The sequence below is a fragment of the Labrenzia sp. THAF191a genome (assembly GCF_009363335.1).
GTDB classification, from domain to species: Bacteria; Pseudomonadota; Alphaproteobacteria; order Rhizobiales; family Stappiaceae; genus Roseibium; species Roseibium algicola.
The window spans coordinates 1,276,986-1,297,726 of sequence record NZ_CP045333.1; the positions used below are offsets into that span (position 1 = coordinate 1,276,986).

21 protein-coding genes are annotated in these 20,741 nt (G+C 60.2%); 10 read left to right on the plus strand and 11 right to left on the minus strand.

Going from position 1 to position 20,741, the window contains the following annotated elements; genetic code table 11:
* Window positions 1-82: 82 nt before the first annotated feature.
* The 3 genes from accD to FIV05_RS05885 form a co-directional block, all read right to left on the minus strand.
* The gene (accD, locus tag FIV05_RS05875) at window positions 83-1,039 is read right to left on the minus strand and encodes an acetyl-CoA carboxylase, carboxyltransferase subunit beta (protein WP_152508983.1); all 957 of its coding nucleotides are present in this window, start codon (window positions 1,037-1,039) and stop codon (window positions 83-85) included.
* A gap of 92 nt (window positions 1,040-1,131) precedes the next feature.
* Window positions 1,132-1,965: a tryptophan synthase subunit alpha gene (gene trpA, locus FIV05_RS05880; protein ID WP_023002436.1), complete on the minus strand. Its 834-nt coding sequence runs from the start codon at window positions 1,963-1,965 to the stop codon at window positions 1,132-1,134.
* A 136-nt stretch (window positions 1,966-2,101) separates the two neighbouring features.
* Window positions 2,102-2,284, minus strand: a complete 183-nt coding sequence (locus FIV05_RS05885) for a hypothetical protein (protein ID WP_023002437.1) — start codon at window positions 2,282-2,284, stop codon at window positions 2,102-2,104.
* A 219-nt stretch (window positions 2,285-2,503) separates the two neighbouring features.
* On the opposite strand from FIV05_RS05885, the gene FIV05_RS05890 reads away from it, so the two are divergent.
* Entirely contained in the window at window positions 2,504-2,755 is a 252-nt protein-coding gene (locus tag FIV05_RS05890) for a hypothetical protein (protein ID WP_152508984.1), read from the plus strand.
* 12 nt (window positions 2,756-2,767) lie between these two features.
* Here the strand turns inward: FIV05_RS05890 and FIV05_RS05895 are convergent, their stop codons facing one another.
* From FIV05_RS05895 to FIV05_RS05915, 5 genes are all read right to left on the minus strand, one after another.
* Complete coding sequence (locus tag FIV05_RS05895; protein WP_023002439.1) at window positions 2,768-2,938, minus strand: DUF1127 domain-containing protein; 171 nt, start codon at window positions 2,936-2,938, stop codon at window positions 2,768-2,770.
* A 328-nt stretch (window positions 2,939-3,266) separates the two neighbouring features.
* Window positions 3,267-4,472: a tryptophan synthase subunit beta gene (gene trpB / locus FIV05_RS05900; protein ID WP_152511832.1), complete on the minus strand. Its 1,206-nt coding sequence runs from the start codon at window positions 4,470-4,472 to the stop codon at window positions 3,267-3,269.
* Window positions 4,473-4,504: 32 nt separating this feature from the next.
* Entirely contained in the window at window positions 4,505-5,161 is a 657-nt protein-coding gene (locus FIV05_RS05905) for a phosphoribosylanthranilate isomerase (RefSeq protein WP_152508985.1), read from the minus strand.
* Window positions 5,162-5,388: 227 nt separating this feature from the next.
* On the minus strand, window positions 5,389-5,676 hold the full coding sequence (locus FIV05_RS05910; protein WP_152508986.1) for a GIY-YIG nuclease family protein: 288 nt from the start codon (window positions 5,674-5,676) through the stop codon (window positions 5,389-5,391).
* A gap of 175 nt (window positions 5,677-5,851) precedes the next feature.
* Window positions 5,852-8,134, minus strand: coding sequence for an NADP-dependent malic enzyme (locus FIV05_RS05915; RefSeq protein ID WP_152508987.1), 2,283 nt, complete (start codon window positions 8,132-8,134; stop codon window positions 5,852-5,854).
* A gap of 134 nt (window positions 8,135-8,268) precedes the next feature.
* On the opposite strand from FIV05_RS05915, the gene mutS reads away from it, so the two are divergent.
* Window positions 8,269-10,995, plus strand: coding sequence for a DNA mismatch repair protein MutS (mutS, locus tag FIV05_RS05920; RefSeq protein WP_152508988.1), 2,727 nt, complete (start codon window positions 8,269-8,271; stop codon window positions 10,993-10,995).
* Between the two features lie 184 nt (window positions 10,996-11,179).
* Window positions 11,180-12,367 (plus strand): MFS transporter, encoded by a 1,188-nt coding sequence (locus FIV05_RS05925; RefSeq protein WP_152508989.1) that lies wholly within the window; start codon window positions 11,180-11,182, stop codon window positions 12,365-12,367.
* Here the strand turns inward: FIV05_RS05925 and FIV05_RS05930 are convergent.
* A complete protein-coding gene (locus FIV05_RS05930) occupies window positions 12,364-12,885 on the minus strand; it encodes a DUF2244 domain-containing protein (protein ID WP_075282752.1) in 522 nt (173 codons plus the stop codon). The genes FIV05_RS05925 and FIV05_RS05930 overlap by 4 nt on opposite strands.
* 22 nt (window positions 12,886-12,907) lie before the next feature.
* Between FIV05_RS05930 and nth the strand changes: the two genes are divergently transcribed.
* The gene (gene nth / locus FIV05_RS05935; RefSeq protein WP_173013783.1) at window positions 12,908-13,723 is read left to right on the plus strand and encodes an endonuclease III; all 816 of its coding nucleotides are present in this window, start codon (window positions 12,908-12,910) and stop codon (window positions 13,721-13,723) included.
* Window positions 13,724-13,746: 23 nt separating this feature from the next.
* Window positions 13,747-14,268: a GNAT family N-acetyltransferase gene (locus FIV05_RS05940; protein ID WP_158514150.1), complete on the plus strand. Its 522-nt coding sequence runs from the start codon at window positions 13,747-13,749 to the stop codon at window positions 14,266-14,268.
* Between the two features lie 25 nt (window positions 14,269-14,293).
* Here the strand turns inward: FIV05_RS05940 and irrA are convergent, their stop codons facing one another.
* On the minus strand, window positions 14,294-14,728 hold the full coding sequence (irrA, locus tag FIV05_RS05945) for an iron response transcriptional regulator IrrA (protein ID WP_023002449.1): 435 nt from the start codon (window positions 14,726-14,728) through the stop codon (window positions 14,294-14,296).
* Between the two features lie 420 nt (window positions 14,729-15,148).
* On the opposite strand from irrA, the gene fabA reads away from it, so the two are divergent.
* The 3 genes from fabA (at window position 15,149) to fabI (ending at window position 17,841) form a co-directional block, all read left to right on the plus strand.
* Window positions 15,149-15,655 carry a 3-hydroxyacyl-[acyl-carrier-protein] dehydratase FabA gene (gene fabA / locus FIV05_RS05950; protein WP_023002450.1) on the plus strand — a complete coding sequence of 169 codons (507 nt, stop codon included), beginning with the start codon at window positions 15,149-15,151 and terminating at the stop codon, window positions 15,653-15,655.
* A gap of 139 nt (window positions 15,656-15,794) precedes the next feature.
* The gene (gene fabB / locus FIV05_RS05955) at window positions 15,795-17,018 is read left to right on the plus strand and encodes a beta-ketoacyl-ACP synthase I (RefSeq protein WP_055660265.1); all 1,224 of its coding nucleotides are present in this window, start codon (window positions 15,795-15,797) and stop codon (window positions 17,016-17,018) included.
* A 10-nt stretch (window positions 17,019-17,028) separates the two neighbouring features.
* Window positions 17,029-17,841 carry an enoyl-ACP reductase FabI gene (fabI, locus tag FIV05_RS05960; protein WP_023002452.1) on the plus strand — a complete coding sequence of 271 codons (813 nt, stop codon included), beginning with the start codon at window positions 17,029-17,031 and terminating at the stop codon, window positions 17,839-17,841.
* A 205-nt stretch (window positions 17,842-18,046) separates the two neighbouring features.
* On the opposite strand, the gene FIV05_RS05965 is transcribed toward fabI, so the two are convergent.
* Window positions 18,047-18,544 (minus strand): SH3 domain-containing protein, encoded by a 498-nt coding sequence (locus tag FIV05_RS05965; protein WP_152511833.1) that lies wholly within the window; start codon window positions 18,542-18,544, stop codon window positions 18,047-18,049.
* A gap of 288 nt (window positions 18,545-18,832) precedes the next feature.
* Between FIV05_RS05965 and FIV05_RS05970 the strand changes: the two genes are divergently transcribed.
* Together FIV05_RS05970 and FIV05_RS05975 are read left to right on the plus strand one after the other, a co-directional pair.
* A complete protein-coding gene (locus tag FIV05_RS05970) occupies window positions 18,833-19,819 on the plus strand; it encodes a D-glycerate dehydrogenase (RefSeq protein WP_152508990.1) in 987 nt (328 codons plus the stop codon).
* Window positions 19,820-19,840: 21 nt separating this feature from the next.
* Complete coding sequence (locus FIV05_RS05975) at window positions 19,841-20,734, plus strand: aminoglycoside phosphotransferase family protein (protein WP_152508991.1); 894 nt, start codon at window positions 19,841-19,843, stop codon at window positions 20,732-20,734.
* The last annotated feature ends 7 nt before the right edge of the window (window positions 20,735-20,741 follow it).

Genomic DNA, 20,741 nt, shown 5'->3' on the forward strand with positions numbered 1-20,741 from the left:
GAAGGCCGCCCGCGAGACAAGCGGACAGCCCGGAAATGTCGTGTCAGGCCGCTTTCGCGACGTATTCGTGTAACGAAGCCACCTAGCTGGCAGCTTCCGCGCCCTTGGCAGGTTCTGCCGCCGTTTCGGCAGGCTTGGCTTCGGCTTCCGGTGCAGGGTCCTTGGGAGCCTCAAGCTTCGGCAGTTCGACTTCCCGCTTCATCAGGATACCGCAGATGCGTGCCAGTGTTTCCTTCATCTTCTGGCGCGGCACCACCATGTCGATCATGCCGTGGTCGAGAAGATATTCGGCAGTCTGGAAATCGTCCGGCAACTTTTCGCGCACGGTCTGTTCGATCACGCGGCGGCCTGCGAAGCCGATCTGGGCGCCCGGCTCGGCAATGTGCACGTCGCCAAGCATGGCGTAGGAGGCCGAGACGCCGCCCGTGGTCGGGTTGGTCAAGACGACGATATAGGGCAGTCCCGCTTCGCGCAGCATCTGCACACCGACCGTGGTGCGCGGCATCTGCATCAGCGACAGAATACCTTCCTGCATGCGCGCACCGCCGGAAGCGGCAAACATGACGAAAGGCGTCTTGTCCTCGACCGCTTTCAGCATGCCGGCAAGAATCGCTTCACCTGCGGCCATGCCGAGCGAGCCGGCGATGAAATCGAAGTTCTGCACGGCAATGGTCAACGGCATGCCGTTGACCTGGCCCTGGGCCACGATCACCGCTTCGTCTTCGCCGGATTTGGTGCGAGCTTCCTTCAGGCGGTCGGTATAGCGCTTGCTGTCGCGGAACTTGTGCGGATCGGCATGCACTTCCGGGGTATCAACCTCGGTGTATTTGCCGCCATCAAACAGGGCTTCAACGCGTTTGCGCGCCGGAAAGCGCATGTGATGACCGGAATTCGGGATAACCCAGAGATTGGCTTCCAGGTCCCGGTGAAACACCATTTCACCGGTTTCCGGACACTTGATCCATAGGTTTTCCGGAACTTCGCGCTTCTTCCAAAGATCACGGATCTTGGGGCGTACGATAGAATTGATCCAGTTCACGTCAAACGCGTCCCGCTACTCGAGTTACCATTGGACGGAGATATGGGGTCCGTCCGAAATCCTTCAATTCAGACCAGCCGATGGCTGACCAGTCAGGCTGTTCTTGACCGGGCGCATCCGGAGGCCAGGTCGGACACCAGGTCAACGACGGTCTGAACGGTTTTGTCGGTTGCCTTGCCGGCCTCATCGAGGCTGTCACGGATGGCATTGACCAGAACCGACCCGACCACGACACCGTCGGCATCCTTGCCGATTTCCGCTGCCTGGTCTGCGGTCTTCACGCCGAAACCGACGGCAACCGGCAGGTCCGTATGGCCCTTGATCCGCTTGACCGCGGTGGTCACGCGACCGGTATCGGCGATATTGGCGCCGGTAATGCCGGTCACGGAGACGTAATAAACGAAACCGGAGGTGTTGGCCAGAACGGCAGGCAGACGCTTGTCGTCAGTGGTGGGTGTTGCCAGGCGAATGAAATTGAGACCTGCTTCCAGGGCCGGAATGCAGAGTTCGTCATCTGCTTCTGCCGGAATATCGACAATGATGAAGCCGTCGACACCAGCGTCCTTGGCTACTTGCACGAAAACCTTCGGGTCCCGCACGTAGATCGGATTGTAATACCCCATCAGGATGATCGGCGTGTCCTGGTCCTGCTTGCGGAATTCACGAACCATGTCCAGGGTCTTGTCCATGGTGTGCCCCGCAGCCAGCGCACGCTGGTTGCCGAGCTGAATCGGGATGCCTTCGGCCATCGGGTCGGAAAACGGCATGCCGAGTTCGATAACGTCGGCACCTGCTGCCGGAAGGGCGTTCAGGAGGGCTTGCGAGGTCTGCAGATCCGGATCGCCTGCGGTGATAAAGGTGACCAAGGCCGGCCGGCCGGCATCCGCACAGGCTTTAAAACGGCGGTCGATACGCGTATCCGTCATTCACTGCTACCCTTTTTCGCGCCATCCGGGACCCTCCGGGGCGTTTCCGTTTCAGCGATGTACGGGGGCAGTGCGTGCAATGTCAATTGTCTCATGCAGATTCGGGGCGTTGAAACAGGCTCCGAACCCAGACCGGTCAGCGGCTTGGATAGTCGATCAGGCCGATAGCGCGCAGGGCGGCATCCGCCCGGTAGACATGTTCGCTGCCCATGGGCTTCGCCCGGCCGGAGCGCGTGAACGGGTTTCCGGCACCGCGAAACACGGTGGCGAGGGGCGCTGCCGATGGCGCGCTGATATGGAGGGCCTGCAAGGTGCTCATCTCAAAAACCAAAAAAGACTGATGCCGCGATCCGGAATCGCAACCGAGCCGCACCTTATGGGTTTTTTGCAGTGCAGCAAGCGGTGGAAGCGCAGGTCAGATCCGCGAAAAATGCATGGCTGATAGGCGAAATGTGCACAAATTGCGCCTAGAAAAATGCACTGCGTGCACCTATTGTAAAACGAACCACTGAGCCACCAAACAAATAAGGAGCTGAAAATGGCCCATTCCCTGTTCGAACCCGCTCCTCAGCCTTTCACTGAAAAGCTGTGGCGCCGGATGAGGGATTTTCACCTGGGTTTTGCCCAGCGCAAGGGTGTTGCCGAAGTTTCTTCCGAGCAATCAGACCCGGCGCTGGCACAACAGGCGACCGGTCTGGACGCCCGGGGCCGCCAGCAGTTGCTGGAAGCCATGTTGACGGCAAAACCCATAGCCGTGCCACCGCGCGCCGCCTACAAACGCAGCGCCTGACCGGCTGCAGCCTTAGCGCCGTTTGAAATGACGGGCGAAGGCGCGGCTGGTGATTTCGCTGCGTTCCAGGCCGAGATCGGCAAGCTGGGCGTCGTTCAGGTGGTTCATGCGTGCGATTTCGCCGGCAACCTTGCGGGAAGCGCGAAAGTCGCGGACGAAGCCGGTCAGAAGATCGAAAGCCATTTCGGGGTTTCCTCAAGCGGCCGGCAATAGCGCCGACCCTGTTTCATTCGCGGCTGATTTAGTCTTTCCCGGCGGATTCACAACGCACAAGTTTGCATTGCAGCATTTCCAAACTGGCGGGGCTGGTTAACTGGCGTTAGGGGCCGGTGGCAAACCGCGTTGTCATCCCGGCCAAAGCGGAACGTCGGCCCTATCCAAAACCCGCATTGATGACCAGAAGGCGCCAGGTCTTTCTCATGGCAGAGGGGATGACACTCCGGAACAGCCAAAAGAAAAACCGCGCACCTTTCGATACGCGGTTTTCCGGGATTCCGTTCGAGGCGGGCTGTCAGAGATCGAAGCCCAGCATCTGGCCGACGGCAAAGACGTCCTTGTCGCCCCGGCCGCACAGGTTCATGACGATGATCTGGTCCTTGTCCATCTGCGGGGCCAGTTTCACGACGTGAGCCAGCGCATGAGACGGCTCCAGCGCCGGGATGATGCCTTCAACGCGCGTCAGCATCTGGAAAGCGTCCAGAGCCTCGTCGTCCATGACCGGTACATAGTCCACACGGCCGATTTCCTTCAGCCAGGAATGCTCCGGCCCGATGCCGGGATAATCGAGACCGGCGGAAATCGAGTGACCTTCCAGGATCTGGCCGTCGTCGTCCTGCAGCAGGTAGGTGCGGTTGCCGTGCAGAACGCCCGGCTTGCCTGCAGTGAGCGAAGCGCAGTGCTCTTCCCCCTGCAGGCCGCGACCACCAGCTTCGACGCCGTAAATCTTGACGTCCTTGTCGTCCAGGAACGGATGGAACAGGCCAATGGCATTGGAACCACCACCGACCGCGGCAACCAGCGCATCCGGCAGCCGGCCTTCGGCTTCCATCATCTGTTCGCGCAGTTCCTTGCCGATCACCGACTGGAAGTCGCGCACCATTTCCGGATAGGGATGCGGGCCAGCGGCGGTACCGATCAGGTAGTAGGTGTCCTCGACGTTGGTCACCCAGTCGCGCAACGCCTCGTTCATGGCGTCCTTCAAGGTGCCGGCACCGGCGGTCACCGGCACGATTTCCGCGCCCAGAAGTTTCATGCGGAAGACGTTCGGCTTCTGCCGTTCCACGTCAGTCTTGCCCATGTAGACAACGCAGGGCAGGCCGAAGCGGGCACAGACTGTCGCCGTCGCGACACCGTGCTGACCGGCGCCGGTTTCCGCGATGATACGGGTCTTGCCCATGCGCTTGGCGAGCAGGATCTGACCAACGCAGTTGTTGATCTTGTGCGATCCGGTGTGGTTCAGCTCATCACGCTTGAAATAGACCTTGGCACCGCCGAGTTCCTTCGTCAGGCGCTCGGCAAAATAAAGCGGCGACGGACGGCCGGTGTAGTGCTTGTTCAGCGTCTCAATCTCGGCCTTGAAAGCCGGATCGTTCTTGGCGTCCTTGTAGTGCTGTTCCAGGTCCAGGATCAGCGGCATCAGCGTTTCGGCAACATAGCGGCCGCCAAAAATACCGAAATGCCCGCGATCGTCCGGACCGGTCCGGATGCTGTTAGCCATATCGTTCACGCGTTTACTCCTTCACCCGGGGTTCAGCCCGGAACCTTGACGCCCTTGGCCGCCGCCAAGAATGCGCGAATGAGATCACTGTCCTTGACGCCCTTTTCTCGCTCGACGCCGGAGGAAACATCCACCTCGCTGACGCCGCTCAAACGGATCGCCTCGGCGACGTTCTCCGGATCAAGTCCTCCGGAAAGCATGAAGGGCTTCTTCAGGTCAAGGTCTTTCAGGATCGTCCAGTCGTAGGACACGCCGTTGCCGCCCGGCAGTTCGGACCCTTTCGGCGGCTTGGCATCGAATAGGAGACGATCTGCCACAACAGCATAATAGTGCGCCTGCTCCAGATCTGAACGGTCGGAAATCGAAATCGCCTTCATGACCTTGGTGCCCTGCATCACCTTGGCCGCTGCCAGGGCTTCCGGAGCTTCGTCGCCATGAAACTGGAACGTATCGGGCTTCACAAGCTCGTTGATACGGGACAGGCCGTCGAGATCCATGTTGACGGTTACCGCCACGATCTCCGCCCGGCCGCGCGCCATATCGGCCAGCCGGCAGGCCTGGCTGAGCGACACATGACGCGGGCTCTTCGGGAAGAACATCAACCCGACCATATCCGCACCGGCATCCAGCGCCGCCGCCATGGTGTCCTCGGTCGAAAGACCGCAGATTTTGACTTTAATATCCGACATGGTTTCGAGGTATCGCCGTTGGGGCAGGGTTTGTCAAAAAAGATTAGCTGTCGTGAAGCGAAAAGGCGCAATTGCACGCTATCGCCCCTCTATCGAGTGACTTGCGATTACGACGAGACACCGGACTTTGGATTTCCATTTGTGTTGCCGCAGCGCATTGGGGCTCCCCGATCCCGGATCTTCGCTACGCTGCGTCCGGGATGACGACCGAGAGATCAAGGTAGTTGTTACTGATTTAGAACCAGATACAGATCCTGCCAGTCCGGGTTCATCTCCTCGATCAGATCGAATTTCCATTGCCGGCGCCAACGCTTGATCTGTTTTTCGCGGGCAATCGCAGCCCCGGTCTCTTCGTGCTGTTCGTACCAGACCAGGGATTTCGTACCGTATCGGTTGGAAAAACCCTCAATCAGACCTTCGCGGTGCTCGTAAACCCGGCGGGCCAAGTCCGTCGTTACGCCCGTGTAAAGAGTTTCGAACGGTCGCGAGGCAAGGATGTAGACCCAGGCTGTCAAACGATGGTCACTCCGGGTTTCGAGAGGTTGGGTGGCTCCCCGATCCCGGGTCGCGCTTTGCTTGCCCGGGATGACGACTGAAAGGTTTTACCAGACCTATCTTCGTCATCCCGGACGCAGCGCAGCGGAGATCCGGGATCGGGGCGCCCCCAATTCAGCGGAACAATCAACCACCTCACGTCACATTGAACGCCGCGATGGCCGCCATGTTGACGATGTCGCTGTCCTTGGCGCCAAGGGGAACGATCTGGATCGACTTGTCGAAGCCGACGAGCAGCGGGCCGATGACCGTGGCGCCGCCCAGTTCCTGCAACATCTTGGTGGAGATGGATGCCGAGTGGAACGCCGGCATGACCAGAACGTTGGCCGGACCCGACAGGCGGCAGAACGGATAGGCGGCCATCCGGTCCATGTTGAGCGCGATGTCGGCGGCCATTTCGCCGTCGAATTCAAAGTCAACGCGGCGGCGTTCGAGGATCTTGACCGCCTCGATGACCTTTTCCGAGCGTTCGCCTTTCGGGTGGCCGAAGGTGGAATAGGCCAGCATGGCAACACGCGGTTCGTAGCCGAACTTGCGTGCGACATGCGCCGCTTCCTCGGCGATGTCCGCCAGTTCTTCCGATGTCGGCATGTCGATCACCGCCGTATCGGCGATCAGCACGGTACGGCCGCGGGCCAGTGCCAGCGACACGCCGATGACCCGGTGACCGGGCTTCGGATCGATGGTGGCCTTCACGGTATCGAGGGCGACGGAATAGTTCCGCGTCAGGCCGGTCACCATGGCATCGGCGTCGCCGCGCGCGACCATGATCGCACCCCAGTAGTTGCGGTCGTTGTTGACCATGCGCTGGCAGTCGCGCAGCAAATAGCCCCGGCGCTGCAGGCGGCCGTAGAGGTACTGCGCATAGTCGCTGTTGCGGTTGGAAAGCCGCGCGTTCTGGATGGAAATGCCCGGCCGGTCGATGTCGATACCGGCGTGTTCGGCCATGGATTTGATCTCGTCTTCGCGGCCGATCAGGATGGCCTCACCCAGGCCCTGCGACACGAAGCTTGTCGCTGCGCGGATGACCGGTTCTTCCTCGCCCTCGGCGAAGACGACGCGCTTGGGCTGCTGGCGCACCTTGGAGAAGATCCGCTGCAAGGTGCCGGCGACAGGATCGCGGCGGGCGGAGAGCTGGTGCTTGTAGGCCTCCATATCGACAATCGGCTTGCGGGCGACGCCGGACTCCATCGCAGCCTGGGCGACCGCGGGCGGAATGGTGTGGATCAGGCGCGGATCGAAGGGGACCGGAATGATGTATTCCGGACCGAACTTCGGCCGGTTGCCCCGATAGGCCGCGGCGACCTCGTCCGGCACTTCCTCACGCGCCAGTTCTGCCAGTGCGTGCGCGCAGGCAACTTTCATGGCGTCGTTGATCGTGGTGGCTTGAACATCAAGCGCGCCGCGGAAAATATAGGGAAAGCCGAGCACGTTGTTGACCTGGTTCGGATAGTCCGAACGCCCGGTCGCGACAATTGCATCGTCGCGCACTTCCGCCGCCTCTTCCGGCGTGATTTCCGGGTCCGGGTTGGCCATGGCGAAAATGATCGGGTTCGGTGCCATGACCCGCAGCATGTCGGGCGTCAGCGCGCCCTTTGCAGAAACGCCGAAGAAGACATCCGCACCCTTGAGGGCGTCATAGAGCGAGCGTGCCTTGGTTTCGACCGCATGGGCGGACTTCCATTGGTTCATGCCCTCTTCGCGGCCCTTGTAGATGATACCCTTGGTGTCGCACAAAGTGACGTTCTCGTTCGGAATGCCCATTGCCTTCACGAGTTCGATGCAGGCAATGCCGGCCGCGCCCGCGCCATTGCAGACCACCTTGGTGTCCTTCATGTCGCGACCGGTCAGGTGAAGGGCGTTGATGAGACCCGCCGCCGCGATGATGGCCGTGCCATGCTGGTCGTCATGGAAGACGGGAATGTTCATCAGTTCGCGCAGACGCTGTTCGATGATGAAACAGTCCGGTGCCTTGATGTCCTCCAGGTTGATCCCGCCGAAGGAAGGACCGAGATAACGGACCGCATTGATGAATTCATCGACCTCTTCGGTATCGACTTCCAGATCGATGGAATCGACGTCGGCAAAGCGCTTGAACAGGACGGACTTGCCTTCCATCACCGGCTTTGAGGCAAGCGCGCCCAGATTGCCGAGGCCCAGAATGGCCGTGCCGTTGGAAATCACCGCAACCATGTTGCCCTTGGTGGTGTAGTCGTAGGCACGGCTGGGGTCTTCCGCGATCGACCGCACCGGCACCGCCACGCCGGGCGAATAGGCCAGCGACAGGTCGCGCTGGGTCGCCATCGGTTTGGTGGGCGCAATTTCCAGCTTCCCGGGGCGGCCTTCCTGGTGGAATTGCAGCGCTTCCTGGTCGGTGAAGCTGACATTGGTCTTGGTCGGTTTCTTGTCGGCGGACATGGTTTGGGCGTTTCCTCTTGCGCGCTCTCTTTACGGGGCGGGAGCACGACCTTATCCCCTGGAAAATGAAGCCTCAAGCCAAGATGGAATAGGCCCTTGGTGGAATGGTCCGCTCAGTTTGCTAGGTATCAGGCATGAGTGGACAGAGCGCGCAAGAAATCACCCCGGCGGACAGCAAGGTCACGCCAATGATGGCCCAGTTCCTGGAGATCAAGGCTGCCAATCCGGACAGCCTTCTGTTCTACCGGATGGGCGATTTCTACGAACTGTTTTTCGAAGACGCCGAAGTTGCCTCCGCCGCGCTCGGCATCACGCTGACCAAGCGCGGCAAGCACCAGGGTGCCGACATTCCGATGTGCGGGGTGCCGGTGCATGCAGCCGACGACTATCTCAACAAGCTGATTGCCAAGGGGCACCGGGTATCGGTCTGCGAACAGACGGAAGATCCGGCCGAGGCCAAGAAGCGCGGCTCCAAATCCGTCGTCCGGCGCGATGTCGTGCGTCTCGTCACCCCCGGAACGCTGACGGAAGAGCGCCTGCTGGATGCCGGTGCCAACAACTACCTGATGGCGCTGACCCGGTTGAAGGGCGGTTCGCTGGACGGCAGTGCGGTCTACGGTCTTGCCTGGATCGACATGTCCACCGGCTCCTTCCAGGTGTCGGAAACCGATCATCAGCGCCTTGCCGCCGATCTTGCCCAGGTTTCCCCGCGCGAACTCATCCTGTCGGACAATCTGCTGCAGGAAAGCGAGTTGCGCCTGACCGCCGAACAGGCGGGAGGTGCGCTGTCGCCGGTGCCGCGTGCCTTTTTCGACAGTTCCACCGCCACGGACCGGCTTGCGCATTACTTTGGTGTAAAGACCCTCGACGGCTTCGGCACCTTCAGCCGGGCGGAGCTTTCCGCCGCCGCCGGCATTCTTGCCTATGTGGAGAAGACCCAGCTCGGCGAACGCCCTCCGCTGGATCCGCCCGTGCGCGAGGCCGGCGCCGGGCGCATGCTGATCGATCCGGCAACCCGGGCCAATCTGGAGCTGTCCCGCACGCTTTCCGGCGAAAAGCAGGGCTCGCTGCTGGCGACGATCGACCGGACAGTGACAGGCGGCGGCTCACGCCTGCTCGCCAGCCGCCTGGCCGGACCGCTGGTCAACGTGGATGCGATCCAGCACAGGCTCGACGGCGTTGCCTTCTTTCTTGAAAACGAAATCATGCGCGAAGGCCTGCGCCAGACGCTGAAAGGCGCCCCGGACATGGCCCGGGCCCTGTCGCGGATCGCGCTCAACCGCGGCGGGCCGCGCGATATCCTGTCGGTTGCCCAGGGGCTTGAGGCCGCGCGGGCAGTGCTCGACCAGACCAGTGCGACGGCGGGAACGATTCCGGCGGAAATCGCTGCTGCGCGCGCCAGTCTTGAACAGGCTCCGCACGATCTCGGCAGCGAATTGACGACGGCACTGAAAGAAGAGCCGCCGCTTCTGAAACGCGACGGCGGTTTCATCGCCACCGGTTACAACGCCGATCTGGACGAACTGCGCTCCCTGCGCGACGAAAGCCGAAAGGTGATCGCAAAGCTCCAGGCTGATTATTCGGAAGAACTCGGCCTGAGGTCGCTGAAGATCAAGCACAACAACGTGCTCGGCTGGTTCATCGAAGCGCCGTCCGCGCAGACGGAAAAGCTGACCGCAGATCCTGGACGGTTCATCCACCGCCAGACCATGGCCGGCGCCATGCGCTTCACCACCACGGAGCTGGCGGATCTGGAATCGAAGATCGCAAGTGCCGGCGAACGTTCGCTTGCCATCGAGCTGGAAATCTTCGACCGGCTTGCCAAGGCGATCATCGACGCAGGGGAAGCAATCAAGGCCGCCGCCCACGGCCTCAGCATTCTGGATGTTTCGGCCGGGCTTGCGAAGCTTGCCCAGGAAGAAAGCTATGTCCGGCCCGTGGTCGATGACAGCCGCGCCTTCGACATCAAGGGTGGACGTCATCCGGTGGTCGAAAAGGCGCTGAAGAAATCCGGCGGCGACAGTTTTGTTGCCAATGATGCCAATCTCGGTCCGGAAGCGGACGAGGATATCGGCCATATCTGGCTGATTACCGGTCCGAACATGGCCGGTAAATCGACTTTCCTGCGCCAGAACGCACTGATTGCCGTGATGGCCCAGATGGGCGGATATGTGCCGGCAGCAGCAGCCCATATCGGCGTGGTCGACAGGTTGTTCTCCCGCGTCGGCGCGGCAGACGATCTTGCGCGCGGCCGATCCACCTTCATGGTCGAGATGGTCGAGACCGCCGCGATCCTCAATCAGGCCGGTGACCGCTCACTCGTGATCCTGGACGAAATCGGCCGTGGTACCGCGACGTTCGACGGCCTGTCCATTGCTTGGGCGACGATCGAACATCTTCATGAGGTCAACAGGTCCCGTGCCCTGTTTGCGACCCACTACCACGAACTGACTGCCCTTTCAGGCAAGCTGGCCCGGCTTTCAAATGCCACCGTCTCGGTGAAGGAATGGAAGGGCGACGTTATCTTCCTGCACGAGATCGTTCCCGGTGCAGCCGACCGATCCTACGGCATTCAAGTGGCCAAGCTGGCTGGTCTGCCGGTATCCGTCGTCGAAAGATCCAAGCAGGTGCTCAGCCAGCTGGAAGAGCAGGACCGCCGCTCGCCGGCTGAGAGCCTGATCGACGAACTGCCGCTTTTCGCAAGCCTGACCGCACCTGCGCCCAGCGCTCCGGCAGGGTTTGCGGAACCCGATCCCATCTCGATCGCTCTTGAGGCAATCAATCCGGATGACATGACCCCGCGCGAAGCGCTGGAAGCGCTGTACCGGCTGAAGACATTGCGATTGACCCCGGACGACTAGTTGTCAGGTTCGAATTGTGCCGCTGATTTGAGTGACGATAGCGTTAGGGATTGTCTGGTTTTCGAAACTTTCCAAAACGGGTTGCGCAATCGGCAGACGCGCGTTCGGCAAAAAAAGCGGTGACGGGGCGATACAACCCAGTTAGGTTGTAATTCTTGCTTATTTCACTTTTCCGGCGATCGTCATGTTGTCCCTCCTGCAACTGCCTCGACAGGCATTGCTGATTCTGCTTCTTCAATTCACCAACAGCCTCGGCGTTTCGGCGCTGGTGCCGCTGATGAGTTTTTTCATTGTGGAAGGGCTGGGCGCCGAACCCTGGCAGGTGGGTCTTTACTCCGGTCTGGTGATGCCGCTGACGCTGGCCGTCAATCGATGGGCAGGCGAACGGCTGGACAACCGTTTCCCGGTCAAGAGCCTGCTGGTCGTCTCTGTTGTCGCCTATATTACGCTCGCCGCACTGCTGACCCAGATCAGCAGTCTGGTGATGCTGCTCGTCCTGATCGCCCCCCTTATGAGCCTATCCAACATGGGCGCGGGCGTCGTCTTTACCTTCGGCCGCCTTTTTGCCGAACAGGAGGGCATGGACGTTGCCAGGGTCAATTCCTGGCTGCGCATGATGGTTTCACTTGCGTGGATGATCGGGCCGGCGGTCTCCTTTTCGGTGGTTGCGGCCTTCGGTTTTGCCGCCGCCTTCCTGTGCGCCTTTGCGATCGGCATTGTCTACCTGATGCTCTGGTACATTGTCGTTCCGGCGGACTTCAGGTCAGCACGAGAGCGTTCCAAGACAAACGGCAAGGCGCCGATCAACTGGGGTCTTCAGATTGCCGGGCTGACATGCCTTGGCTTTGTCATCACCAATTCGCTGTTCGTCTCGGCGATGCCGCTGTTCTTCGTGCAGGAAACACATCTGCCCGGTGCAACGCCAGGCCTGGCACTGTCGGTCAAATGCCTGCTGGAAGTCTTTGTCATCTTCGGCTCGGTTCGCCTTGCCGAGCGCATCGGCATTCGGCAGGTGCTGATGCTGGCGGCGTGCCTTGCCGCGGTCAGCATGGTGCTGTTTGCCCAGGTGACCGCGCTCTGGCAGGTGCTGGCCATCGCTGTGCTGGAAGGGACTTATTATGGCCTGTTTGCCGGTGTCGCGATCAGCTTCGTGCAGAGCTTCGCACCGGACCGGCCGGGCCGGGCAACGGCGGTTTACATGAACAGCCTGTTCCTCGGCGGCATGATCGGCAGCATTTCGATGGGTTTCATCGCCAGTGCGGCCAGCTTTCAGACCGTGCTTTACACCGCAGCGCTTTCGGCAACCGCGGCTCTGGCCGTTCTGCTTGCAACGCTCAAGGTTCAACCCAAAGTCATTGAAGAAGGAGCCTAGACACCGCCTGACTTGGCGACGGACAACGCATTGGCCATGGCACCGGCAAAACTCGTTCTGTCATCGGGATTCAGGAAATTGCCGAGATCGACCTGTTCACCCCGGCTGAGGAGGGTCACCTTGACGACCCCTTCGTCCTCGATCCGGTCCACCGTCAGGCGGACCCAGAAGGGATTGAAACGGTATTCTTGGTATTTCTTGCCCGGGCCAACCTTGCGGATCGCAATCTCGTGCCGCGAGACAACCACTTCCTCGAAAGTTCGTGCGGAGTGGTAGTTCATCCGAAAGGCAAACCAGAGCAGCGCGATATCAAGTCCGAAGAACCCGAAAACCGGCCAGGCGCCGATACGCAGAAACAGAATACCGGCGATGAAACTGACACCGCCGAAGAAGCACATGAGAACCAGGAATCCGTTTGGCCCCAGAGACCGGTGAGGGGTCAGAACGGCAGTGAAAAACGGCCGGTCCTGATCCGGCAATTCGCCATCCCGCAGGGGTTTCGGATTGTTCTCGCTCATGAGGCATGATTATAGAGAGAAGATGACGCAAGCAAAGAGCCCTTCCAGGACTGCGGCACCACGCCGGCCCGCAAAATCCAAACAGACCCGGAGAAAAGCACCCTCCGTGGACAACCCCGGCAAGGTGTTGAAACGGTCCCGCTATACGAAAGCGGAAACCTTTGCGATCTTCCAGCGCTTCCATGCCGACAACCCGGAACCAAAGGGCGAACTGGATTATGTCAATGCTTTCACGCTTCTGGTTGCCGTGGTGCTGTCGGCCCAGGCGACCGACGTTGGTGTGAACCGGGCAACAAGACACCTGTTCCAGATTGCCGACACACCGGAAAAGATGGTGGCGCTCGGGGAGGACCGGGTGCGGGAAGAAATAAAGACGATCGGCCTTTACAAGAACAAGGCCAAGAACGTCATCCTGTTGTCCGAGCAGCTGATCCGCGACCATGGCGGCGAAGTTCCGGAAGACCGCGAAGCGCTGGAAGCGCTGCCCGGTGTCGGCCGCAAGACCGCGAATGTGGTTCTGAACATCTTCTTCGGTCACCCGACCATTGCCGTCGACACGCATCTGTTTCGCCTCGGCAACCGCATAGGCATTGCCCCGGGCAAGACGCCTCTCGATGTGGAAAAAGCCATGGAGAAAGTCGTGCCGGTGGAATTTGCGCTCCATGCCCACCACTGGCTCATCCTGCATGGCCGTTACATCTGCAAGGCGCGCAAACCGGAGTGCCGGCGTTGTGTGATTTACGATCTGTGCCGGAGCACGGAGAAAGAACTTTTTGATGCGGTGCCGGATATTGCCCTGCGCACCAAAGCCCTTATTGAAAAGGAAACAGTTGCGTGAGTTTCCCGCTTGGACCATTTCCCGTGAGCGAGAGGCTTCGCTTCCGCTTGCCTTCCAGCAATGATGCCGCTTTTTACCACCAGCTCATGAATGAGCCGGATTACATCCGATTTATCGCCGACCACGGTATCAAGACCGAGGAAGACGCGGCCAACTACATCAAGAACAAGACGCTGGCGCGCTTTGCCGCCCATGGGGTCGGGCTCTGGATCCTGGATCTGAAACCGTCGCTTACACCGGTTGGTGTGTGCGGTCTGGTGGTGCGCAAGGAACTGAAGTACCCGGACCTTGGCTTTGCCTTTCTGGAAGACCACCGCGGAAAGGGGTTCGGGCGCGAGGCCGGGCAGAGCGTGCTGGACTTCGTTACCCGGGAACTGAAGCTGCGCACGCTGTGCGCGATCACGCATCCGGAAAACGTCCGCTCCGCCAACCTCCTGAAGAAACTTGGCTTCGAGCCGGATGGCCAGCGTCATCTGGCGGAGATCGGGACGACCTCCGACTATTACGAATGGAAATTGCGTTATGTGGAAAGCGGTCTGGCCTGAGGGCCGCCGCAATCAATCGCGACGATCAGCGTTTCTCGCGAACGCGTACGACCACGTCGACACGAACGATTTCCATGCCTTCGGGTGCTTTCGGCAGAGCGCCGATGCCCACGCCTTCGCCCGGAATGTCGATCACCCGGTTTTCGCCTTCGATGAAGAAGTGATGGTGGTCGGACACATTGGTGTCGAAGTAGGTCTTGTTGCCGTCGATCGCGACTTCGCGCAGCAGACCGGCCTCGGTGAACTGGTGCAGCGTGTTGTAGACCGTGGCGAGAGAGACCGGCACATCGGCGTCGACCGCCTCTTCATGAAGCAGCTCGGCCGAGATGTGGCGATCGCCCCGGGAGTACAGAATTTCTGCAAGCGAGACACGCTGGCGCGTCGGCCGGAGGCCTGCAGACCGAAGCATGTCGGTCACATTCTTCTTGTCGCCGGTTTCATGCACCACAAGTGTTGTCATTCCGATCCGATCCAGGTCCAGGGTCGCTTCTTGAAACGGCGCAAATATGTGCCGCGCAAACGTTGCGCCGGGCCGTTTTCACTAACATTGGCCTATATCTGCCATTTCTTGTACCCAAGATGCAAGTTTTAAACGTAAAGGGCAACCTGAGCGGAAATCAGGGCGCAACTGCGGCGCGTTCGGAAGGTTCGTGCAAGCGCTGACCAAACAGCTGCAAGCCGGTGTCCCGGAACCGGATGCACAGATTAGGTCGAATACGCACAAAACTTGGCGAAACGCCCGAAAAAACCGAGTAACTTCGCGCAAGTGACATCTTTCGGTCATGGTTCCCCTGTGTTAGGAAGGCGCCTCAAACGAACCGAAAACAAACCGAACCTGCCCTGGGAAATTCCCTGGCAGGAGACAAAACACGGATCCCGAATGACCGATCGCCGCTCCAGCTACGATTATGAAGCACTTCTCGCCTGCGGCCGCGGCGAGCTGTTTGGCCCGGGCAATGCCCAGCTGCCTCTTCCCCCGATGCTGATGTTCGACCGGATCACGGAACTTTCCGAAACCGGTGGCGAATTCGACAAGGGGTTCGCTCGCGCCGAGTTCGACATCAAGCCGGATCTCTGGTTCTTCCCGTGCCATTTCCAGGGAAATCCGGTCATGCCGGGCTGCCTTGGTCTCGACGCCCTGTGGCAGCTGACCGGTTTCTTCCTTGGCTGGCTTGGCCTTGAAGGCAAGGGCATGGCCCTGTCGACCGGTGAAGTGAAGTTCAAGGGCATGGTTACGCCGGACGTGAAGCTGGTGGAATACGGTGTCGACTTCAAGCGGGTCATGAAGGGTCGCCTGGTTCTCGGCATTGCCGACGGCTGGTTGAAGGCGGACGGTGAACAGATTTACAAGGCGACCGATTTGCGCGTCGGCCTGGCAAAGACCTGACACCCGTTCGCAGGATCAATTGATGGCACCGGCGCTTCTTTTTCATTGGGGGCGCCGGTTTGCATATTATGTATGTGCCTGCAGGCTCTCGACACACACCCTGAGAGCTGTGGTGCAGTCAAGACAATAGGAGACCGCAATGAGACGCGTTGTCGTCACCGGCATGGGTATCGTGTCGTCCATCGGAGCAAACACCGAAGAAGTGCTGTCCAGCCTTCGAGAAGGCAAGTCCGGCATCAGCTTCGCTCCGGATTACGCGGAACACGGCTTCAGAAGCCAGGTACACGGCATGCCGAATGTCGATATCGCTTCGCTCATCGACAAGCGCCAGCTGCGCTTCATGGGCGACGGTGCCGCCTATAACTACATCTCCATGCAGCAGGCGATTGCCGACAGCGGTCTGGAAGAGTCCGACATCTCCAACCCGCGCACCGGCCTGATCATGGGTTCCGGTGGTCCGTCGACCAAGAACCTGTTCCAGGCGCACCAGATCGTGCTGGAAAAAGGGTCTCCCAAGCGCATGGGCCCGTTCATGGTGACCCGCGGCATGAGCTCCACCAACTCTGCCTGCCTGGCGACGCCGTTCAAGATCAAGGGCATCAACTATTCCATCACGTCGGCCTGCTCCACCTCGGCACATTGCATCGGTGCAGCCACCGAACAGATCCAGTTCGGCAAGCAGGACGTGATGTTTGCCGGTGGCGGTGAGGAACTCGACTGGACCCTGTCCTGTCTGTTCGACGCCATGGGCGCCATGTCCTCCAAGTACAACGATACGCCTCAGACCGCATCGCGGGCCTATGACGCGACCCGCGACGGCTTCGTGATCGCCGGTGGTGGCGGCGTGGTGGTTCTGGAAGAACTGGAACACGCCAAGGCGCGCGGCGCGAAAATCTATGCCGAGGTTACCGGCTACGCAGCCAACTCCGACGGCTACGACATGGTGGCACCTTCCGGTGAGGGCGGCGAGCGCTGCATGCGCCTTGCCACCTCGACCCTGGGCGACCGCAAGGTCAACTACATCAACAGCCACGGCACTTCGACACCCGTCGGCGATATCGGCGAAATCGAAGCGATCCGCCGCGTGTTCGGTGAAAACCAGCCGCCGGTGTCTTCGACCAAATCGCTCACCGGCCACAGCCTGGGTGCGACCGGCGTTCAGGAAGCCATTTACTGCCTGCTGATGCTGCAGAACGACTTCATGACCGCGTCTGCCAACATCAACGAGCTGGATCCGGCCCTGAAGCCGGGCGAGATCGTGACCGAGCGCGTGGACAATGCAGGCCTCGACACGGTTCTTTCCAACAGCTTCGGCTTTGGCGGCACCAACGCGTCGCTCGCGCTGTCGCGCTTTCACGGCTGAGGAGTTTTGAATGTCTGATCTGATGAAGGGCAAACGCGGCCTGATCATGGGCGTTGCCAACGACCACTCCATTGCCTGGGGTATTGCCAAGACGCTCGCCGATCATGGTGCCGAACTTGCCTTCACCTATCAGGGAGAGGCTTTCGGCCGCCGTACCAAGCCGCTGGCGGATTCCGTCGGTTCCAAGATTCTTGTGCCGTGCGACGTGGAAGACATTGCATCGGTCGACAGCGTGTTCGACACGTTGAAGGAAGAGTGGGGCAGCATCGACTTCCTGGTGCATGCGATCGCCTTTTCCGACAAGACGGAACTGCGCGGGAAATACGCCGACACCACGCGGGAGAATTTCTCCCGCACCATGCTGATCTCCTGTTTCTCCTTCACCGAGATCGCCAAGCGGGCTGCCGCTCTGATGACCAATGGCGGTTCCATGGTGACGCTGACCTATGGTGGTTCCACCAAGGTCATGCCGAACTACAACGTGATGGGCGTTGCCAAGGCTGCTCTGGAATCTTCCGTCCGTTACCTTGCGGTGGACTACGGTGAGCAGAACATCCGCGTGAACGCGATTTCCGCGGGCCCGGTTCGGACCCTAGCAGGATCCGGCGTTTCCGACGCCCGCCTGATGTTCAACTTCCAGAAGCGCAATTCTCCGCTCTGCCGGACCGTTTCCCTGGACGAAATCGGCGGAACCGGCCTCTATCTCCTGTCGGATCTTTCCGGTGGCGTGACCGGCGAAGTGCACTTTGTCGACAGTGGCTACAACATCATGTCGATGCCGCGTCTGGAAGAGCTCAAGGTTCAGGAAGTTCAGGCCGACTGAGGCCTGTACAACAATCCAAACATGCAAAAGGCGGCCGGATGGCCGCCTTTTTTGTTCCGTTTTCCTCATCCTGAGGAGGGCCGAAGGCTCGTCTCGAAGGATGGGCGGCAAACTCCCGAGCAAGTGACCCAACCTTCGAGACAGCGCTCACGCGCTTCCTCAGGATGAGGGATCAGGAAACCCAGGCAATCGAGGGAAGAGGACGTCAGTCTCCGATCAGCTCATCCGGATAGACACCGAACAGGCGGGTCTGATCCAGCCAGCCGTCATAATTCTCGCCGTTGACCCGGCACCAGCCACCGGCACATTCGGAAACCGTCGTCAGCACGAAGGGATCCAGTTCGGCAACGATATCGGCGTCGGAGCGGGAGCGGGAGCGCAGCGGTGTGCGGTCGCTTTTTTCCCATGGGGTGACGAGAGCCGTGCGGCGGCTGGACAGCAGCGAGCGGAACACCCAGCCCTGCTTGCCTTCCCAATCGCGAATGCGGCGCCAGTTCTCGAATTCACCGACGATTTCCACGGGCAGACCGGACTGCACGAAGGTCCACGCGATATCATGTTCACGCGAAGGCCCGATGCGCACATTGACCCGATCGGACTTCAGACTGACAAATCTCGGCACCGGCAGGCCGCTGGCGCCGGTCGTGGTGCCCTGGGCGTGCGAAGCGACCGAAGTTGCGAGCAGACCGCACAGCAATGTCATCACAGTGAGGAAGATCCGGGTAGCCTGGAACGAGCGAGCCATATTGTCCGGTTGTCCAATTGTTATTGATCTTTGATTTGAGGCAAATCTCTACCGAAAAATTTGCGCGAAAACCAGCTTGGTCGTTTTGGCCGGTTGGCGATCCGCGGCGATTGAAACCGATCCCTTGTTTCTGCTGGACCATCTGGTAAGGAAAAGGGGTGGTCTCATCCGCTCGCGCAACGCGCAGCGTCAAAGTGGTACCGTTGAGGTTAACAAGTCCTCAACGAAGCGCGAAAGGCAATTGGTATGGCGAAAAAGAAGCCTGTCGTTGTGGTGACCCGGAAGCTTCCGGACGTGGTCGAAACACGGATGCGTGAGCTTTTCGAGACGCGTCTCAATGATAATGACAGGCCCTTCAGCCAGGCGGAACTGGTGGAAGCGGTGCGAACCGCCGATGTTCTGGTGCCGACCGTTACCGACCGGATCGACTCATCCGTCCTCTCGCAGGCTGGTGAAAACCTGAAGCTCATCGCAAACTTCGGTAATGGTGTCGACAACATCGATGTCGTGAGTGCCAACAACCGGGGAATCAATGTCACCAACACGCCGGGCGTGCTGACCGAAGACACCGCGGACATGACCATGGCGCTGATCCTGGCCGTGCCGCGTCGACTTGCCACAGGCATCAAGGCGTTGGAAGCCGGCGACTGGGCCGGCTGGTCGCCGACCTGGATGCTTGGCCACCGGATCTGGGGAAAACGCCTGGGTATCATCGGCATGGGCCGCATTGGCCAGGCCGTTGCGCGCCGTGCCAAGGCCTTCGGCATGTCGATCCACTATCACAACCGCCGCCGCCTTGCCGAAGGTGTCGAGGAAGAGCTTGAGGCAACCTACTGGGACAGCCTTGACCAGATGCTGGCGCGCATGGATGTCGTCTCCATTCACTGCCCGCACACGCCGGGAACCTTCCACCTTCTGTCCGCCCGCCGCCTGAAGCTTCTGAAAAAGGATGCCTATGTGGTGAACACCGCCCGTGGCGAGGTGATTGACGAAAACGCCCTGATCCGGATGCTCGAGAGCGGTGAGCTTGCCGGCGCCGGCCTGGACGTGTTCGAGCACGAACCCGCGGTCAATCCGAAGCTGGCCAAGCTGGAAAGCGTTCTGCTGCTGCCGCACATGGGGTCGGCCACCATCGAGGGCCGTATCGAAATGGGCGAGAAGGTCATCATCAACATCAAGACCTTCATGGACGGACACCGCCCGCCGGATCGTGTTTTGCCGTCGATGCTTTGACCCGTTTGCGAGTCTCATGTCTTGGCTGATCGTTTCATCGGCAGCGCGGTTGTCGTGCCGGCCAGTCTCGACTGGCTGAGGGCGACCGAAACCGGCCGTATCTGGCTCGACAAGCTGCCTGTGCTGCTTGAAACCGCGTGCGAACACTTCGGGCTTTCAGACCCAGGGAGCCCGTTTTCTGGCGGTAATGTATCTCTCGTCGTTCCGGCAAGGCACGACGGTGAGGATGTTGTCCTCAAACTGCAGTTTCCCGATCACGAATGCCGCCACGAAGCCGAGGCACTGGCGCGCTGGAACGGCAAGGGTGCTGTTCGGCTATTGAAGCATGCTCCCGAACTAGGCGCACTGCTGCTGGAGCGCTGCAGGCCGGGGCAGTTTCTGGCCGACGACACCGAAACGGACCGGATTGGCGTTGTTGCAGGGTTGCTGCGTCTCCTGACGATCCCTGCCGGTGACCCGTTTACCCGCCTCAGCGATGAAGCCGCACGGTGGCGGGATAGCCTCGACCATAACTGGATGGCTGCCGGGAAGCCTTGCGAGCAACATCTCGTGGACGCTGCGCGCAAGGCCTTGCAGGACCTTTGTCGTGAGAAAGAGACGGAAGAGGTCCTGCTGCACCAGGACCTGCACGGACACAACATTCTGTCCTCTGAAAGAGATGCCTGGCTTGCCATCGACCCGAAGCCTCTCGCCGGCGATCCTGCCTTTGCGCTTAGCCCGATCGTCAGGAGCTTCGAATTCGGGCATTCGAAAGCCGAAGCGCGTTACCGGCTGGACCGACTGTCGGAAGAACTGGAGCTTGACCGGGAGCGGGCAAGATATTGGACCATCGGCCAGACCATGGCCTGGGCATTCGGCAGCAGCTATGCCGAGCGGCACTTTGAAACGGTGCGCTGGTTGCTGGCAGACAATTGATCCATGA

Excerpts from the sequence above, each read along its gene's own strand:
- fabA (WP_023002450.1), top strand. The coding sequence starts at position 15,149 with ATGACCGATCGCCGCTCCAGCTACGATTATGAAGCACTTCTCGCCTGC.
- FIV05_RS05965 (WP_152511833.1), bottom strand. The coding sequence starts at position 18,544 with ATGACATTGCTGTGCGGTCTGCTCGCAACTTCGGTCGCTTCGCACGCC.
- FIV05_RS05930 (WP_075282752.1), bottom strand. The coding sequence starts at position 12,885 with ATGAGCGAGAACAATCCGAAACCCCTGCGGGATGGCGAATTGCCGGAT.
- FIV05_RS05895 (WP_023002439.1), bottom strand. The coding sequence starts at position 2,938 with ATGGCTTTCGATCTTCTGACCGGCTTCGTCCGCGACTTTCGCGCTTCC.
- nth (WP_173013783.1), top strand. The coding sequence starts at position 12,908 with ATGACGCAAGCAAAGAGCCCTTCCAGGACTGCGGCACCACGCCGGCCC.
- fabI (WP_023002452.1), top strand. The coding sequence starts at position 17,029 with ATGTCTGATCTGATGAAGGGCAAACGCGGCCTGATCATGGGCGTTGCC.
- FIV05_RS05885 (WP_023002437.1), bottom strand. The coding sequence starts at position 2,284 with ATGAGCACCTTGCAGGCCCTCCATATCAGCGCGCCATCGGCAGCGCCC.
- FIV05_RS05890 (WP_152508984.1), top strand. The coding sequence starts at position 2,504 with ATGGCCCATTCCCTGTTCGAACCCGCTCCTCAGCCTTTCACTGAAAAG.
- FIV05_RS05905 (WP_152508985.1), bottom strand. The coding sequence starts at position 5,161 with ATGTCGGATATTAAAGTCAAAATCTGCGGTCTTTCGACCGAGGACACC.
- trpA (WP_023002436.1), bottom strand. The coding sequence starts at position 1,965 with ATGACGGATACGCGTATCGACCGCCGTTTTAAAGCCTGTGCGGATGCC.
- trpB (WP_152511832.1), bottom strand. The coding sequence starts at position 4,472 with ATGGCTAACAGCATCCGGACCGGTCCGGACGATCGCGGGCATTTCGGT.
- irrA (WP_023002449.1), bottom strand. The coding sequence starts at position 14,728 with ATGACAACACTTGTGGTGCATGAAACCGGCGACAAGAAGAATGTGACC.
- FIV05_RS05915 (WP_152508987.1), bottom strand. The coding sequence starts at position 8,134 with ATGTCCGCCGACAAGAAACCGACCAAGACCAATGTCAGCTTCACCGAC.
- FIV05_RS05970 (WP_152508990.1), top strand. The coding sequence starts at position 18,833 with ATGGCGAAAAAGAAGCCTGTCGTTGTGGTGACCCGGAAGCTTCCGGAC.
- mutS (WP_152508988.1), top strand. The coding sequence starts at position 8,269 with ATGAGTGGACAGAGCGCGCAAGAAATCACCCCGGCGGACAGCAAGGTC.
- fabB (WP_055660265.1), top strand. The coding sequence starts at position 15,795 with ATGAGACGCGTTGTCGTCACCGGCATGGGTATCGTGTCGTCCATCGGA.
- FIV05_RS05925 (WP_152508989.1), top strand. The coding sequence starts at position 11,180 with ATGTTGTCCCTCCTGCAACTGCCTCGACAGGCATTGCTGATTCTGCTT.